Origin of the sequence: Haloferax sp. ATCC BAA-644 (assembly GCF_000336975.1) — an archaeon.
GTDB classification, from domain to species: domain Archaea; phylum Halobacteriota; class Halobacteria; order Halobacteriales; family Haloferacaceae; genus Haloferax; species Haloferax volcanii.
Genome location: NZ_AOLF01000035.1, coordinates 50090 through 66588, shown reverse-complemented (window position 1 = coordinate 66588; position 16499 = coordinate 50090). Strand labels below are relative to the sequence as shown.

Below are 16499 nucleotides of genomic sequence, written 5' to 3'. Positions count from 1 at the left end.
AACGTGCACAATGAGCGAATCCGACGTGACCGTCACCCGGCTGTTCGGCGGCCCGGGAAGCGGGAAGACCACGGCCTTGCTCGACAAGGTCGAGGAGATTCTCGAACAAGACGGCGTCACCATCCGCGACATTCTCGTCGTCTCTTACACCCGAGCCGCGGCGGCCGAGGTCCGCGACCGGCTCGCTGAGCGACTCGACATCAACCCCCGGTCGCTGAAGGGGAACGTCTCGACGATGCACGCGAAGGCGTACGAACTCTTGAGCCTCTCGCGGAACGACGTGGTCGGCGAGAGCGACAAACAGGAGTTCTGCGAGGAGTACGGCATCGAGTTCGAAGACGAGTACGGCGGCGCGGGCCGCCGGACCGCCCGCTCGACCACCATCGGCAACAAGGTCATCGCCACGAGCCAGTGGCTCCAGCGCACCCGCCGTGACGTGTCCGACTGGTACGACGTGCCGTTCCAGTGGAACGTCGAGGAGGTCCGCCTCCCACCGGAGGTCGACCCGAACGCCCAAGAGGGCAACAAGTACACCCCGACGTGGCCCTCCGACGACGACCGCATCGACATCCCCGAGGCCATCCGCGCGTGGCGCGCCTACAAGGGCGAACACGGGCTGGTCGGATTCGCTGACATGCTCGAACGCGTCAAGCAGCGCGCGCTCGTCCCCAACGTCGACTACCTCGTCATCGACGAGTTCCAGGACATCACGACCCTCCAGTACGACGTGTACGAGGAGTGGAAGCCCCACATGCGGGGCGTCCTCATCGCCGGCGACGACGACCAGGTCGTCTACGCGTGGCAGGGCGCGGACCCGAACCTCCTTCTCGACGCCGAACGCGACAACGACGAGATTCTGCCGAACTCCTACCGCCTCCCGTCGAACGTCCTCAACGTCGTCAACCGGGAGATTCGCCACATCGACAAGCGACAGGAGAAGGACCTCAAGCCCCGCAAGGAGGGCGGCGCGGTCGAGGCCGTCGAGAGCCCGTCGATGCTCGAACTCGCCCGGAACGTCCGCTACACCGTCGAGAAAGACGAGGGCACCGTGATGGTGCTGTTCCGCGCGCGCTACCAGATGTTCCAGTTCATCGACGAGTTCCTCCCGTCGGGCATCCCCTTCTCGACGCTGACCGACCAGCGCATGTGGACCGACCGGCTCACGCAGTACGTCCGCGCGGTCGAGGCGCTCGACGCCGAAGAGCCCGTCAACGGCTTGGAGGCCCGCCGCCTCGCGGACATGCTCCAGGACTCCGCGTTCGGCACGAACGACCGCGACGACCTCTTCGACGCCATCGACGACAGACAGGAGGAAGTCGGCGTCGACGACATCACGAACATCGAGTTCACGCCGAAGGAAATCAAGAACTTCGCACCCTTCGCCCCCGACAGTTCGTCCGCGAGCGACATGGTCCGCAAGGTGACGAGCTTCCAGCGCAAGTCAGTCAACGCGTACTTCGGCGGCGGCTACGAGGAGATGGACCCCAGTCGCGTCCGCGTCGGCACCATCCACTCCGCGAAGGGTCGCGAGGCCGACCACGTGTTCATGGCGACCGACCTGACCGAGAAGGTGGTCGAGCAGATGGCGGCGTCCGTCTCCGACGAGGAGCTCGAAGCCCGCGGCATCGAGGAGTTCACCGCGACGACGAGCCCCGTCCCGCTCATCACCGACAACGAGCGCCGCGTCTTCTACGTCGGGATGTCCCGCGCCCGCGAGCGCCTCATCGTCCTCGAAAACCTCGTCACCGGCGCGCCGACGCTCCCCATCAGCGTCCTGCTCCACAACGAGATTCGCGAGGACCCCGCGCAGGAACTCGTCGACGACGCGCAGGAACTGCCCGCGCCCGAACCCGAGGCGTAACGTCCCGTGCGAGGGAGACCTCGCGGCGGCGACGCCATCGACGCCGCCGTGTCCGAGCGAGACGCCGTCGGCTTCGTCGCCGTCTCCCGCGGTGCCGACCCGACGAGTCGCTACCTCACCGGCCGCGCGTTCGACTGCGACCTCGTGTTCGTCCGCGTCGACGGCGAGACGCATCTCAGAGTCCCCTCGACCGTCGAACCGCCGTCGCTCCCGGTCAGCTCGATCCGCGTCGACGACAGGCCGCCGGGGACGGCCGCCGCGGCCGTCCTCGCGGAGCACGCGGCCGACGCGACCGAAGGGACCGTCCTCGCGCCCCGGACGATTCCGCACGACGCCGCGCTCCACCTCGAAGCGGCGGGCTACGACCTCGCGTCGACCCCGGCGGTCGAAGCCGCCCGCGCGGTGAAAGACGACGCCGAGCGCGACGCTATCGAGGCCGCCCAGCGCGCGGCGACTCGCGGCGTCGGTCGCGCCGCCGCGATACTGGCGGCGGCGACCGTCGAGGAAGCCGATGACCGCGACGGCGACAGTGGCCGTGAGGGCGACGGCGGCGACGGTGACGACGAACAGTCCGTCCTCCACTGGGACGGCGCGCCCCTGTCCACCGAGCGACTCCGCCGACAGGTGAACGCGACGCTCGCGGCCGAGGGCGTCGATGCCGCGGGTGCGACGACGATTCGCGCGGGAACCCGCGGCGACGGGGGCGAGCCGATCGAGCTCCGGTCGGGCGAACCGATAGTCGTCTCGGTCGGCCCGCGCGGGCCGACCGGCTACCGGGGCGCGCTGGCCCGCACCTTCGTCGTCGATCCCGACGGCGGGTGGGAGCGCCGAGCGCACGTCGCCTGCGACGCCGCCAGAACGGTCAGTCTGGTCGAGGCCGACCCCGGCGACGACGCCGGCTTCCTCGGGAGCGAACTCCGGGCGGAGACCGCCGCGTTCGGCTTCTCGATGGCCGACGAGGTGACGAGAGACGTGGGCGGCGGCATCGGCCTCGCGGCCCGGGAGAACCCGCCGCTCGACGGCGACCGAGAACTCGTCGCCGGCAACGTCCTGCGGGTCCGCGCCGCGGTCACGCACCCGGACCACGGCCGGGTCGAACTGACCGACGTGTTGGTCGTCGGTGACGACGGGCCGCGACTGCTCGGCGCCGCGCCGACCGGGCTCGACCCGAGTCGCTGGTAGTTACTCCTCGTCGTCCGGCTCTTTCGCGACGCCGCCGACGACTTTCTCGGCCGCGAGCGAGGGGAGGTCCTGCGGCATGGTGAGGAACTTCGGGAGCGCGACCATGAGCACCGCGAGAAGGAGCATCGAGCCGCCGAAGACGGTCCGCCCGTCGGCGAGGAGCGTGAGGCCGAAGCCGCCGACGGGGATGGCGAAGATGAGGGTCGCCGCGAGACCGACCATCTCCATGATTCCGAGTCGCATCGCCCGGGGCTACACCGCGGGCGACTAAAAGCGTCGCGACCGGCCCGTGGGCGCGAGCGCCGGTGGGGCGAGTGAGACGGGCGACCCGTCGCCGCGACCGACAGTCGCGCGGGGTAGCATTAAGCCGCCGCCGAGTCGACTGCCCGCATGGTCGCCGTCACGTCCGGAATGCTCGTCGTCTTCGCCCTCGTCGTCGTCACGATGGCGCTGTTCGTGACGGAGGCGGCCCCGCCGGACGTGACGGCCATCGGCGTCATCGTCGCGCTGGTCGTCCTCGAACCGTGGACGCGAGTCGACCTCCAGACGGGGCTGTCGGGGTTTTCGAGCGCCGCGACGATTACCATCCTCTCGATGTACGCCCTCAGCGAGGGGGTTCGACAGACCGGCGCGATTCGCGTCCTCGGCGACGCGGTCGCCTCGTTCACGAACGGCAGCGAGAGCCGACTGCTCGCCGCGGTCGTCGGTCTCACCGGCCCCATCGCGGGCGTCGTCAACAACACGCCGGTCGTGGCGGTGTTCGTGCCGATGGTGTCGGACCTCGCGGACCAGGCGAACGTCTCGCCGTCGAAGCTCCTCATTCCCCTCTCGTACGCCTCGATGCTCGGCGGCACGCTCACTCTCGTCGGGACGGCGACGAACCTCGTCGCCAGCGAGGCCTACGCCGAAGCCACCGGACTGCCGCCGTTTTCGATGTTCACGTTCACGCCGCTCGGGGCGCTCGTGTTCGTCGTCGGCGCGGGCTACCTGCTTGCGGTCGCGCCGCGGCTCCTGCCCGAGCGAATCGAGCCCGGGAACCGAACCGGCAACTACGGCGTCGAGCCGTTTCTCGCCCGCGTGCTCGTCCCCGCGCGGTCGCCGCTCGTCGGCATCCCGGCGGGCGAGGTCTCCGACGACACCTACCGCGACCTCAACGCGGACATCCTCGACGTGCTCCGCGGCGGCGAACACTTCATCGCGGCCGACTCCGACCGCGAGGTGGCCGCCCGCGACATCCTGACCGTCCGGGGCGACCCCGCGACGATTCGGCGCTTCTGCGACCTCGCGGACCTGCGATTTCTCCCTCGCGCGTCGGTCACCGACGCCGAACTCGACCGGCCCGACCGCGTGGCGCTCGTCGAACTCGTCGTCCCCCGAGAATCCGGCCTCGTCGGCGAGACCATCGGCGGCGCGCGACTCCGCGAGCGGTACGACGCGACCGTGCTCGCGGTCCGCCGGCGCGGCGGCGACCTCATCCGCGAGCACTTCCGCGACGTGGACCTCCGAGCCGGCGACTCGCTGCTCCTCCAGACGACGAACGAGACGGCGCGGTATCTCCGCGACAGCGGCGACTTCGTCGTGACGAGCGAGGTCGCAGACGAGTTCATCGAGGACAACGGCGGGCTGTCGCCCACGGCGTTCCGGGCGTTCGCCGTCGTCGCGGCGGTCATCGGGCTGGCCGCGCTCGGCGTCGTCCCCATCGCCATCGCCGCGCTCGGCGGCGTCGCCGCGATGGTCTCGCTCGGCTGTCTGTCCGCGAGCGACGCCTACGACGCGGTGAGCTGGAACGTCATCTTCCTGCTGGCGGGCGTCATCCCGCTCGGCCGGGCGCTCCAACTGACCGGCGGCGTCGCGCTCATCTCTGAGTTCGTCGGCGTCGCCGCGACCTACCTGCCCGTCATCGCCGTGGTCGCCGCGTTCTACCTGCTCACGGGGCTGCTGGCGAACGTCATCACCCCGGTCGCGAGCGTCGTCCTCCTGCTCCCGGTCGCCATCGACACCGCGTTCGGCCTCGGTGCCGACCCCTTCGGCTTCGCGCTCGCGGTCACGTTCGGCGGAAGCACGGCGTTTATGACGCCCATCGGCTACCAGACGAACCTCATGGTGTACGGGCCGGGCGGCTACCGATTCACCGACTACCTCCGCGTGGGCGCGCCGCTCCAACTCCTGCTCGCGGTCGTCACGACCGCCGGCATCGCCCTCATCTGGGGCGTGTAACTCACTCGGCCCGGCTCTCGCCCGCGCTGCGACGCTGGTCAGTCTCCGCCCGGACGCCGCCCTCGCCGTTCGAGGGGTCGTATCCCGCGGGTCCGGCGGGGAGCGTCTCGGGGTCGTCGACGCTCAGCCCCGTGGTGACGAGCAGTCGGAGGCCGCGGCGGACCGGCATATCGAGCTCACGAATCTCGTCGGGCGAGACCATGACGAGCGCCCCGGCGGTCGGGTTCGGGCTGTGCGGGACGAACACGGTAAACAGGTCGTCGTCGGAGACCTCCGAGACCGACGGCGGAGCCTCGTTCGTGACGAAGCCGATGGAAAACAGCCCCTCGCGCGGGTACTCGACCAACACCACGCGGTCGTAGCCGGCGGTCGGTTCGGTGAGCGACTCCGACACCTGCCGGACGCCGAAGTAGATGGTGCGGACGAGCGGCAGGAGCCGAACACCGCGCTCGAAGCTCCCGAAGAGCCGCTGACCGAGGCTCATCGACGCGAGGTAGCCGAGAAGCGAGATGGCCACGGCGATGGTGAGCGCCGACAGCACCTGCGAGATGAAGACGATGTCGCCGGAGTAGTTGAGCGCTCCGGCGAGGAAGGGCGTCACCTCGCGGACGACCGGGCGGAGCGCGGCGGTGATGCGGTTGAACGCGAACTGGAGGACGAACACGGTCACGGCCAGCGGGGTCACGAGAATGAGGCCGGTGACGAAACTGCTCCGCAGTCGGGACAGAACGTCCATACCGACTCTCCGGACGATGACGGTAAAATTGTATGGGCGAGAGTGTCACGAAAACGTGATGAAGAACGGAAACGATAGGCATTAACTGCACCCGACCGAAGCCGCGGGTATGTTCACGGGAATCGTGGAGGGGCCGGGCGAAATCGTCGCTGTGACCGACACCGACGGCGGTCGCCGCCTCCGCATCCGAACCGACCTCGCGTTCGACGACCTCCACCACGGCCAGTCAATCGCGGTCTCGGGCGTCTGCCTGACCGTCGAGGCGTTCGGTGACGACTGGTTCGAGGTGTTCCTCGCGGCCGAAACCGTCGAGAAGACCTACCTCGGTGATGCGGTCGAAGGCGACCGCGTCAACCTCGAACGCGCCCTCGCGGCCGACGACCGCTTCGACGGCCACATCGTGCAGGGCCACGTCGACGGGACGACGACGGTCACGAACGTCGAACGCGTCGGCGACGACTGGTTCTTCGAGTTCGACCTTCCCGAGTCGCTGGCGAACTACGTCGTCCAGAAGGGCTCGGTCTGTCTCGACGGCATCAGCCTCACCGTGGCGGACCGCCGCGAAGGCACCTTCGCCGCGGCCATCATCCCGACGACCTACGACCTGACGACGCTCTCCGAAAAGGCGGTCGGTGACCCGATTCACGTCGAGGTGGACGTGGTGGCGAAGTACGTCGAATCGATGCTCGACGGCTACGCCGAGCGGTTGGTCGTCGAGTAAGCGGGAGAAGGACGCGGTTCGTCTCGCTCGCTTTTTCGCGCCGTCGCCGCCTCGCTTCAGTCCTCGAACTCAGTCTGCTCCGAGCTGAACGACGCCGCGCTCGGACCGGACGCGTGGGCGCTGTGGTAGGCCTGACTGTACCGGCGGAGCTTCCCGATGAGGTAGAGCCCGAAGACGCCGTCGTAGATGATGACGTAGACGAGGAAGGCCGCGAGACCGCCGAGGCCGGTTATCCCCGCGATGACGGTCGAGCCGAGGCCGACCGTCGAGTTGTACGTCGCGTGGACCAGCGCCGCGAGGATGAGGCCCTTGATGACGATGGGGCCGGCGTTCTCCTTGTTGAACTTGGCGAGGCCGAGGTAGTAGCCGGCGATGGCCGAGTAGATGACGTGTCCCGGCCCGGCGAGCGCTCGGACCGCGGTAATCGTCCCGCCGGCGGCGATGATGCCGACGCCGCCGGAACCCACATCGAGCCCTGAAGAGCTGAGATTCCGAGTGATATACAGCGCGTTTTCGATGGTGGCGAAGCCGAGGCCGGCCATCGCGCCGTAGACGGCCCCGTCGATGACGGCGTTGAAGCTGTCGTGAGAGTAGGCGTACAGCCTGACCGCGAGGAGCTTGACGGTCTCTTCGACCGGCCCGACGACGAGGAAGTAGAACACGACGCTGCCGAGGAAGCCGAGCGCCAGCTGGAACTCGCCCGCGATGGTCTGGCCGACGTTGCTCAGAAGCGAGTTGAGAATCGCCGCGAACGTGGCCGTGAGGACGCCGAGGAGGAACGTCACCACGAGCATCGAAAGCGGCTCGTTTTGGGTCACGTCGGAGTAGTAGACGTAGCCGGCGAGCGCGAGCGCCGGCAGCGCCGAAAGCAGGGTGAGCGCGCCGACCTGCGGGTCGGTGAGCGCCGAGAGGCCGCCGATACCGACGAGGATGAGCAGCGCGGCGAGGATGACGACCACTCGCGTCGACGCGACCAGCAGCCGGTAGAGCGCGACCGCCAGCCCGTCAACCGAGGTTCGTTCCTCCCACGTGGCGATGTCGTAGAGGTCGTCCGAGCCGTCGGACGCCTGCTCGACTGGGTCCTGCTGGTCCATTACGTGGCATAAAGGGTATTGCGTCTGGTAATAGCTTCGGCCACGGCATCCCGTGACATGGGGGGCGGAGGGTCGACAGTCGGATGGCTGGCGACCGGCGACCGGCGACCGACTGGTCGACGGCCGACCGTACGACGTTAATGCCTCCGCTCCGAAGGGCGGGTATGCACTTCGACCCCCGCGAACAGGCGGCGCTCCGCGAGGTCGGCCTCGACACCGACGACCTCCGGGCCGCGTCGGACCTCGTGAGCGACGCAGTCGAATCGGACGCAGACGCCATCGCCGCGTTCTTCGGCGACGGCGGCACCGTCTACTCGGACATGGAGATGGCCCACAGCGCCACCGACGTGCAGGAGCACGTCGTCGACCACGTCGACCTCTACACCCACGGCGCGGAGCTCCGGGGCTACCTCAAGTTCGACTCGTGGGGCGTCCCCATCGAGGGCGGCCGCGTGCTCTCGGAGGGGAAAGTCGAACTGACGCTCGGCCCGACGGTCGACGCCCGCGTCACCTTCGCCCGCGACGCCGACGAGCTATGAGAGTCCGCGTCCGCGGCATCTACGCCACCGCGCTCACGAGCGTCTTCCTCGACGACGGCCACGACGTGGTGCAGGCGTCCGGGCCGATTCGTGAGCGCTTCGACGCCGAGTTCGACTCGTCGGACCACGACGTGTCGGTCGAGACGACGCGGAACCGACAGGGCGTCGGCGCGACCGGCGCGCCCGAGGCGGTCGCAACGGCCACCGAGCGCCTCTCGGACCTCGGCATCGACACCTTCGCGTGGGACGACCCCGCGCCGACCGGCGCGGTGTTCGACGCCCGCGTGACCGACACCCTCGGCGGCGGCGCGGTCTGCGACCTCGGCGAGACCGAGGGCTACCTCTCGTACGGCGACATCGACGGCCGCGTCGAGGTCGGTGACGAGGTCCGCGTGCAGGTCGCGGAGTCGGCCCCGCCGTGGGCTTCCCGCCGCGCCGAACTGACCGGCGAGGTCCGCGCCGTCGCGGGGCTGGCGACGCTCGACCCCGATTCGGAGGGCGTCCGCGTCGACACCCGCGACGAGGCCGCCGCCCGCGAACTGGCCGGCATGACGGACCTCCTCGGCGGCGACCCGCCCGAGGGCTGGGGCATCCGCTGGCACCGCGACGCCGTCGACGCCGACATGAGCGCCCTGAACGACGCGCTCGACCGGGCCGCCGAGGTGGCTGAGGAGCTCGACGACGCGCTCTCCGAACCCGTCGACGCCCCGCGGCCGGTCGCGGCTCCCACCGCGACGACGTGGGTCTGGTTCGGTCGCGAGACCCGCTTCGAACTCGATTCCCAGCGCCGGGCCGTCGAGACGACGATGCCCGGCCACCACCGGACGAAGGCCGCCTCACCGAAGGCCTCCGCCGGCGTCGACCTCGCGGAGGCGCTCTGCGAATCGGTCGGCGACGGCGAGTTCCCCTTCGACGTGGTGACCGCGCAGTTCGGCCCGCTCGAAGGCGACGACGTGGAAATCGGCCACGGCAAGCCCGACGGCCGGCTCATCACGCTCGGCTCCGGCGAGGTGACCGAACGCGACCCCGAGGGGACCGTCGAACTCCACCGGGGCATGAGCGGCGGCGGCACCTACGACGCCCTCGGCGTCGACCGCGAGGCCGGCGACGTGGCGGTCACGAAGTTCCGAGAGGGCCGGTGGTGGTACCCGACGGTGTACCGCGATTCCGACGGCGGTATCAAGGGAACCTACGTCAACATCTGCACGCCCGTCGAGTGCTTCCCCGACGAGATTCGGTACGTCGACCTGCACGTCGACGTGGTGAAACACGCCGACGGGACGGTCGAACGCGTCGACGACGACGAACTCGATGCGGCCGTCGAGGCCGGCCACATCTCGGAAGAACTGGCCGAGAAGGCGCGGTCGGTGGCGTCGAGTCTGGAGTCGGCGCTGTCGGGGTAGGCGCCGAAACTTCGGAAGACGGTCAGTCGTCGTTGCCGGGGAGGACTCGGTCGTCGTGGTGGCGGGAGGCGTCGGCGGCCGATAGCTGGGCCGGCAGACGAACACCCCGCGAAGGCCACACGGAGAGGAGCGTGAAAAAGACCGATATGGTCATACGGTCGACACGACTGGATACGTATTGAGAACCGCGGAACGGGGTGCTCGTGTCGGAGGGAACAGTACGGCTACGACCGAAGGGAGTAGCCGCCTTTTTTGGTCCAGATTTTTTGGCGGGGTTCGAGGCAACGACGTTGCCGAGGACCCCGTGAAAAAAGGTGGGCTAGAAGTGCCCCGGTCCCTCGTCGCCGTACTGGAGTTCGCCGCCGCGGCCGCCCTCGACGGTGCTGCTGCCGTGGTCGCCGGAACTGGGGACCTTGACCTGCACGTCGGTGATTTCGTCGAACGTCATGATGAGGTCCGACTGGATGTTCTGGGCGGTGATGTTCGAGATGCCGCACCCGGCGCACGCACCCCCGAGTTCGACGACGACTTCCCCCGATTCCGCATCGGCCTTGCGCACGACGCTGTTGCCGCCGTGCATCTGGATAATCGGCATCTGACCGACCATCCACGTCTCGACGCGCTCTTTGAGGCTCTCCGACTCGTCGCTCATACCCCGATGCTTCGAACCCCACGGATTAGAATGAAACGGTTCTCCCGACGCGCCGGCCGGCGAGAGAAAGGCTGTCTCGGTCGTTCGTGATAGACTCGACGCGGGAACCACGCGGTGCGGTGTTCCCGTCGACGCTCTCGGGCGCGAGCGTCGGTCGCCCTCAGTCGCACCGCTCGCGACGGCGGACCAGCCAACCGGCGACGCCGAGCGCCGCCGCGCCGACGCCGAGTCCGAACCCCGGCGCGTCGGTCGTCGAGGTCGACGATTCGGGTTCGGACGCCGGCGCAGCCGCCTCGCTTCCGGTCGGGGGCGGCGTCGGCGTGTTGACGAGCGATTCGGTGGTCGGCTCCGCCCCGAGCGTCGGCGGGTCGCGCTGGTCCCCGGCGTGGTCGGGGAACGTGTAGAGCGCGGGCGACGCGCCGTCGACGCCCCGGCTCGACGCGACGAAGACGCCCTCGTCGGCGAACGGGTAGGCGTACTGCGCGGTCCAGAAGCTCGCGCGCTCGGGGTCGCGCCACCAGGCGAGTTCGACGGGGTCGGCCGGGTCCGACACGTCGTGGCGCTTGACGCCGCCGCGGTACCACGAGGTGTAGAGCCTGTCGTCGCGGAAGTCGAAGTTGTGCGCCGTGGTCCAGACGCCGCCGAGCGTCGGGTCCGGGCTGGCCGGCGGCTCGATGGTCGAGAGCCGCTCCGGGTTCGCGGGGTCAGTCACGTCCCAGAGTTCGACGCCGCTCGGGCCGCCGACGAGCTCGGTCGTCCCGTCGTCGCGGTCGACCTCGATTGCCCACGACTCGACGCCGACGCCGAGGAGGTCGCCGGCGTCGTCGGTGGCGACGTAGTGGTGGTTACCGGGCGGCGTCCGCCGCTCGCGGTTGCGGCCGCGAGGGGTTAGCGCGGCGATTTCCTCGGGGTCGCCGGGAGAGACTGCCCCGAGGACCGACGGCGACGCGGGGTCCGAGAGGTCGACGAGCCACGTCCCGGCGTCCCAGAGAGCGACGTGCGCGACGCGGTCGTGAACCCACACGTCGTGGACGGACCGCATCGAGGGCGGCACGTCGGCCCAGCGGTCGTCGGCGTCGACGACCGACCAGCGGCCGAGTTCGTCGCCGGAGTCGATGTCGAGGACGACGAGCGGATTTCGGTCGCCGTCGTTAGCGGTCAGATACGCCCGGCCGTCGGCGGCGAAGCAGTTGTGGATGGGAAAGCCGGTCTCGTGGAACGCGATTTCGTCGGGGTTCGCGGGGTCGGACACGTCGACGACGAGGACGCCCGCCGGCGCGCCCGGAATCGGGTTGGCCGGGCCGACGACCAGCAGGGTGTCCCCGTCGAGTTTCGCGTCGTAGAGGCCGCGGAAGGGGCCGTCTTCGCGGTCCGAAAGCGGGTCGCGGCGCTCGGCGAGGAGTTCCGGGCGGTCGGGCGCGGAGATGTCGACGACGGCGTAGCCGCTGGTCGCGGCGACGAAAACGGTCTCGCCGTCGGCCGACACGACGGCCTCTTTCGCGCCGTCGATGTCGATGCGGCCCAGCGGCTCGAAGGGACCGGGATGTGCGGTGGCGGGGCGGGAACCGGCGACGGCAGCGGTCGAGACGGCGAGCGCGCTCCCGCCGACGGTGCGGAGGAACTGGCGGCGGTCCACGGTGACTCTGCGGGTGCCGAGGGGAAAAATCGGACGGAGGTGCGGGTACTGAAACGAGCGAGGACCGCTCAGTCTGCACTGGGTTGCGTGAGAACTGAAGCGACGCCGGCGGGGATGGGTGGGTGGGTGTGGGTGGGTCATCCCGGCGGCGTCGGTCGGTCGACGATGGTGGTGGGGGGTGTCGACCGGTCCCGTTCTAGGCTTCCGGTGGAACGCCCGTGCACCGTGCGGTTCGACGAGAACGGGGAGACGCCGACCGATGCGCCGAATGACTCGGCGTCGTCGGGTGCACGTCATCGCGTTTCTCGACCGGGGTTATAAGATTGCGCCACCGAGTATCAATCGAGATAATTCGGTTGTGGTGACAGGAAGTGCCGCGTCGCAGCCGCGAGCGGTCGCCGGTGCCACCTGCGCCGAAACCCGCGAATCCTCGCGGCCTCACAGCCGCGAGCGGTCGCCAGTTCCACCGGTCATCGCGCTCGCCAACGCCCCCTCGACCACGACCTCGTCGCCGAGCGTCGTCAGTTGAATCTCGGGGATGTTCGACATGACCATCTCGCTCATCTGTTCTCGGATGGGCTCCAACACGAGGTCCGGGTTGTTGAGCGCGACCGCGCCGCCGACGTAGATGATGAGCGGCGCGTACGCGTGGACGATGTTGGCGACGCCCATCGCGTTCCAGTGGCCCAGTTGGCTGATGATGTGGTCTGCGAACTCGTCGTCGCCGGCGTGTTCGAACACGTCGACCGCGGAGAAATCGGGGTCGGAGATGGGGAGCGCGGTTTCCACGGGGTCTTCCTCGTGGAGTTCGCGGGCGTACTTCGGGATGTTGTTCCCCGAGCAGTAGCCCTCCCAGTGACCGTTGTGGCCGCAGCCGCACGTCATGAAGCCGTGCGGGTCGAGCGTCAGGTGGCCGACCTCGCCGGCGTTGCCGTCCCAGCCGGCGAGGACGTGCCCGTCGACGCAGACCCCCGCGCCGATACCGGAGGAGATGGTGAGGTACACCATGTCGTCGGGGTTGCGGTCGGAGTGGAACCGCTCGCCGATGACGCCGGCGTTCGTGTCGTTGTGCAGGTACACCTCGTCCGTCTCCAACAGCACCGAGAGGGGACCGGTCAGCGGGATGCGGTCGATGGTGTCCGGGAGGTTCGCCGGGTTCTCGACCGCGCCCTCGGCCAGGTCGAGCGGGCCGATTGCGCCGATACCGGCCGCGACCGCGTCGCTCGGGTCGATGCCCGCCTCGGCACACGCCTCGCGGACGACGCCGAGGACCGCCTCGGTGACCGCGATTCCCGTCGGGCCGCGCGGAGTGTTGTCACGGGCCTCTCCGAGGACGGTTCCATCGTCGTCGCCGACCACGGAACGGACGTTCGTCGCCCCCAAGTCGACGCCCACGTAGTACGCCATCGTTCCCATAGGGATGCGCCCACCACTTAACTAAGCGGGATTTTCGGTAGATTTACTCGCGGCGATGTAAGTCCCGGGTCGGGGTTACCCGGAGTTGTTGGTCGGGAGTTTGGGGATGAGCCACGAGAGGAACGAGTCCATGCTGCGCGACTGTATCCAGACGGTTCCCGGGCCGGTGAACGTACAGACGAGGCCCTCGCCGCTGAACAGGGTGGACTTCAGGCCGCCGACGCGCTCGACCGAGAAACTCGTGGTTTCGTCGAAGGCGACGATGTGGCCGGTGTCGACCGTGTAGCGTTCGCCCTCACCGAGTTCGACCTCGTGGATGGCCCCGTAGCTCGACAGGAAACTGTCACCGGTGCCGGTCAGTTTGAGCAGGAACAGCCCCTCGCTCCCGAAGAAGGTCTTCGCCCCGCCGAAGGAGGTGTCGAGGTCGAGCGCGGGGTCGGAGGCGATGTACGACCCGGACTGCACGTACAGGGTCTCGTCTTCGAGGCCGTGGTGGACGATGTCGCCCGGCAGCGGGGGCGCGAAGGAGACCTCGCCCGCCTGCCGCGCGCTGAACGTGTTCTGGAAGAACGACTCGCCGCCGAGGACGCTCCGCTTGAGCGACCCGAACAGGCCGCCTTTCGCGTTCGTCTCGATGTCGATGCCGTCGGAGTAGCTGACCATCGCGCCGGCCTCCGACCGGAGCGACTCGCCCTCGTCGAGCGAGACGGTGAGGAGGGCGAACGACGGGCGGTAGTCGATGGTGTGGTCCATGCGGGAGTTGACGGCGCGCTAAGATATGTAGTTGCCTGCGAAAATCGGGAACATCGAGGGGTCGCGCCGCCCGCGACCCGTCACTTGGTGTCCGCGCGGACGAACGTCACCGGGCACGACGCTTCGAGCATGACCTCCTGTGCGACGCTCCCGAAGACGGCCTTGCCGGTCGGCGAGCGCTTCCGACCGCCGACGACGAGGCGGTCGGCGTCGACCTCGCCCGCGAGCTCGACGAGTTTCTCGCCGTGGTGGCCGACTCGGCCGTGGATGATGTAGTCGATGTCTGCGTCGTCGAAGCGGCGCGTGAGTTCGCGGACGGTGGCGTGTCGTCGGGCCACGTCGTCCGCCGAGACCTCCTCGGCCGTGATATCGAAATCGAGGTTGTCGAGCGCGTCGTCGTACTCGTCTTTCGTGAAGACGTGCCCGATGACGACCGTCGCGCCGGTCGGCCCGGCCACGTCGATTGTCTCCTCAGCGAGTCTGTCGATGCGCTCGGCGTCGCCCGCGCCGACCGCGAGCAGGATAGTTTCGATAGCCATACCAGTCCGTTCGTCCCGGTATCACTTAACCGTGCCGGAGATTTTTACTCGAACCGAAGTAAAAATTCATATTCGACCGTGCTACGGTCGCTCGCACTGAGTGTGTCACGAGGGAGCGATATGTGCGTTTCGCTGGCAGCGCGGCCGCTCGGCGGGCGACTGCGTGAGAAAATCCGGACCACGTCGGACGGCTCAGACGTCGGGCGCGTCGTCTTCGACCGCGCGCTTCATCGAATCGCGGCGGGACTTCGCGTCGCGGCCCGTCGCCTCGAGGAGGAAGTCGTTTTTCGCGCTGACGGCCTCGCCGGCGGCTTCGAGGTCTTCGGGAGCGAGGTCGGCCGGGTCGGCCTCCTCGAAGTTGACCGCGAGTTTGTCTTTCTTGCCGCTGTACTTGACCGCGCCGGCGACGATGCGGGTGAACACGGGGTTATCGGGTTCGCCGACGACGTAGAGGTCGCTTCCCTTGAACTCCTCGGTGCCGGTGATGGGGCCGAAGTAGTCTTCGACCGTCGCTTCCATGTCCGGAATTCGCTCTTCGAGCGTCTCCCCACGACGCATCTTGTACTCCTTCATGGACGCCTTTTCGACAGGGTACGGTTTACCTGTTTCGCGACTCCGCGACGCCTGCGAGGGCGTGCCGCGGTCAGGACTCCCGCTCGGCTATGTAGCCCTTTTTACACTCGGGACAGATGTCGCCGGCCCGCATCGACGACGAGGACGCGCCGCGGGCGTGGCCGCAGTTCGGACAGTAGTACTCGACGGCGTCGTCGGGGGCTTCGTTGCCGACGTTCGACTCGTCGGCCCGGACGAAGTCGTCTTCGTCCTCCGCCTCGACGTACTGCCCGTTGGCCTGCTGGCTCGACGAGCCGTCGTTCTCGGGCGTCAGACCGCCGCCGAACGAGACCGAGACGGGCTCGCCGTCGTCTGGCTGGGCGTTCCAACCCTCGTCGTCGCCCGGCGCGTCGGGCCACGCGCCGCGTTCGCGGGTCCGGCTCCCTTCGGGCTCCGCCTCGGCGTCGGTCTCGACGCCCGCCTCGGCGTCCGCGTCGATGAACTCCGCGTCGTCGCCGTCGGCCGGCGGCGTCGGGTCGTCGGTCTCGACCTCGTCGACCTCGTCGGGCCACTGCGTTCGGTCGCGGGTGGCCGACTGCGATTCGTCGTCGTCGAGGATGATGCCGTCGTCGGTCACGGGCGGCGCGTCGGCGGTCCCGGCGTCAGCAGTGCCAGCGTCGGCGCTCGCGGCCGGCTGGGCGTCGGGCGTATCCGCGCTCGCGGCCTCGGTCGGCTGTTGCGCCGCGGGGTCCGGGGTGGCGTCCGCGTCCGTCTCAGCGGCGGGTGCGGCGTCGGCTTCGGCCCGCGTCTCCGCGTCCGGAGCCGTCTCGATGGCGGCGTCCTCGGCGTCGGAGACGCCGGGCTGCGGGTTCGCCGGCTCGAAGCCGGCGGCCGCGGTCTCGGCTTCGCCCTCCGTCATCCCGACCTCCTCGGGCGTTCGGATGGCCGTGACCTCCTTGTTCTCGCTGATGACCTGTTCGTGTCCACACCGCGAGCAGACCTGTATCTCCCGAATCGAGACGACCACCTCGTCGCCGCGTTCCTCGCGCTCCCGTTCCGTCTCGGCGTCTCCGTAGGAGTGCCCGAGAAGACGGCAAGTAAGTCCCATTACGCGAGGATTCCGGGATTCGGAAACAAAAAGCTACCCCCTGCCCGTCGGACGCCCGTCAGACGGGCGGTACAAGTAAACAGGAGGCGA

Annotated in this window: 17 protein-coding genes; 6 read left to right on the top strand and 11 right to left on the bottom strand. The window is 69.0% G+C overall.

What is annotated here, in order from left to right; translation table 11 throughout:
• Window positions 1-10 precede the first annotated feature (10 nt).
• Together C458_RS15390 and C458_RS15385 are read left to right on the top strand one after the other, a co-directional pair.
• Window positions 11-1861 carry a UvrD-helicase domain-containing protein gene (locus C458_RS15390; protein ID WP_008577086.1) on the top strand — a complete coding sequence of 617 codons (1851 nt, stop codon included), beginning with the start codon at window positions 11-13 and terminating at the stop codon, window positions 1859-1861.
• A 6-nt stretch (window positions 1862-1867) separates the two neighbouring features.
• Window positions 1868-3043 (top strand): M24 family metallopeptidase, encoded by a 1176-nt coding sequence (locus C458_RS15385; protein WP_008577084.1) that lies wholly within the window; start codon window positions 1868-1870, stop codon window positions 3041-3043.
• Here C458_RS15385 and C458_RS15380 read toward each other — a convergent pair whose 3' ends face one another.
• Window positions 3044-3286: a hypothetical protein gene (locus C458_RS15380; protein ID WP_008577082.1), complete on the bottom strand. Its 243-nt coding sequence runs from the start codon at window positions 3284-3286 to the stop codon at window positions 3044-3046.
• Between the two features lie 147 nt (window positions 3287-3433).
• On the opposite strand from C458_RS15380, the gene C458_RS15375 reads away from it, so the two are divergent.
• The gene (locus C458_RS15375) at window positions 3434-5260 is read left to right on the top strand and encodes an SLC13 family permease (RefSeq protein ID WP_008577081.1); all 1827 of its coding nucleotides are present in this window, start codon (window positions 3434-3436) and stop codon (window positions 5258-5260) included.
• A gap of 1 nt (window position 5261) precedes the next feature.
• Here C458_RS15375 and C458_RS15370 read toward each other — a convergent pair whose 3' ends face one another.
• A complete protein-coding gene (locus tag C458_RS15370) occupies window positions 5262-5996 on the bottom strand; it encodes a DUF502 domain-containing protein (protein ID WP_008577080.1) in 735 nt (244 codons plus the stop codon).
• 109 nt (window positions 5997-6105) lie between these two features.
• On the opposite strand from C458_RS15370, the gene C458_RS15365 reads away from it, so the two are divergent.
• Window positions 6106-6717: a riboflavin synthase gene (locus C458_RS15365; RefSeq protein WP_008577079.1), complete on the top strand. Its 612-nt coding sequence runs from the start codon at window positions 6106-6108 to the stop codon at window positions 6715-6717.
• Window positions 6718-6773: 56 nt separating this feature from the next.
• On the opposite strand, the gene C458_RS15360 is transcribed toward C458_RS15365, so the two are convergent.
• Entirely contained in the window at window positions 6774-7811 is a 1038-nt protein-coding gene (locus C458_RS15360; RefSeq protein ID WP_004065320.1) for a PrsW family intramembrane metalloprotease, read from the bottom strand.
• 164 nt (window positions 7812-7975) lie between these two features.
• Here C458_RS15360 and C458_RS15355 point away from each other — a divergent pair, with 164 nt between their 5' ends.
• Together C458_RS15355 and C458_RS15350 are read left to right on the top strand one after the other, a co-directional pair.
• A complete protein-coding gene (locus C458_RS15355; protein WP_004044517.1) occupies window positions 7976-8350 on the top strand; it encodes a hypothetical protein in 375 nt (124 codons plus the stop codon).
• On the top strand, window positions 8347-9753 hold the full coding sequence (locus C458_RS15350; protein ID WP_008577077.1) for a DUF402 domain-containing protein: 1407 nt from the start codon (window positions 8347-8349) through the stop codon (window positions 9751-9753). Before C458_RS15355 ends, C458_RS15350 begins: the two co-directional genes overlap by 4 nt.
• A 22-nt stretch (window positions 9754-9775) precedes the next feature.
• Here C458_RS15350 and C458_RS18810 read toward each other — a convergent pair whose 3' ends face one another.
• The 8 genes from C458_RS18810 to C458_RS15315 form a co-directional block, all read right to left on the bottom strand.
• Complete coding sequence (locus C458_RS18810) at window positions 9776-9907, bottom strand: hypothetical protein (protein WP_255348180.1); 132 nt, start codon at window positions 9905-9907, stop codon at window positions 9776-9778.
• Between the two features lie 165 nt (window positions 9908-10072).
• Window positions 10073-10405: a NifU family protein gene (locus C458_RS15345; protein WP_004058105.1), complete on the bottom strand. Its 333-nt coding sequence runs from the start codon at window positions 10403-10405 to the stop codon at window positions 10073-10075.
• Between the two features lie 160 nt (window positions 10406-10565).
• Window positions 10566-12041, bottom strand: coding sequence for an LVIVD repeat-containing protein (locus C458_RS15340; RefSeq protein ID WP_008577074.1), 1476 nt, complete (start codon window positions 12039-12041; stop codon window positions 10566-10568).
• Window positions 12042-12479: 438 nt separating this feature from the next.
• Window positions 12480-13448 carry an ROK family protein gene (locus C458_RS15335; protein ID WP_008577071.1) on the bottom strand — a complete coding sequence of 323 codons (969 nt, stop codon included), beginning with the start codon at window positions 13446-13448 and terminating at the stop codon, window positions 12480-12482.
• A gap of 84 nt (window positions 13449-13532) precedes the next feature.
• Window positions 13533-14210 carry a TIGR00266 family protein gene (locus C458_RS15330; RefSeq protein ID WP_008577069.1) on the bottom strand — a complete coding sequence of 226 codons (678 nt, stop codon included), beginning with the start codon at window positions 14208-14210 and terminating at the stop codon, window positions 13533-13535.
• 80 nt (window positions 14211-14290) lie between these two features.
• Window positions 14291-14749 carry a universal stress protein gene (locus C458_RS15325; RefSeq protein WP_008577067.1) on the bottom strand — a complete coding sequence of 153 codons (459 nt, stop codon included), beginning with the start codon at window positions 14747-14749 and terminating at the stop codon, window positions 14291-14293.
• A gap of 192 nt (window positions 14750-14941) precedes the next feature.
• Window positions 14942-15322, bottom strand: a complete 381-nt coding sequence (locus C458_RS15320) for a DUF5611 family protein (RefSeq protein WP_008577064.1) — start codon at window positions 15320-15322, stop codon at window positions 14942-14944.
• A gap of 70 nt (window positions 15323-15392) precedes the next feature.
• Window positions 15393-16409 (bottom strand): hypothetical protein, encoded by a 1017-nt coding sequence (locus C458_RS15315; RefSeq protein ID WP_008577063.1) that lies wholly within the window; start codon window positions 16407-16409, stop codon window positions 15393-15395.
• Window positions 16410-16499: the final 90 nt, after the last annotated feature.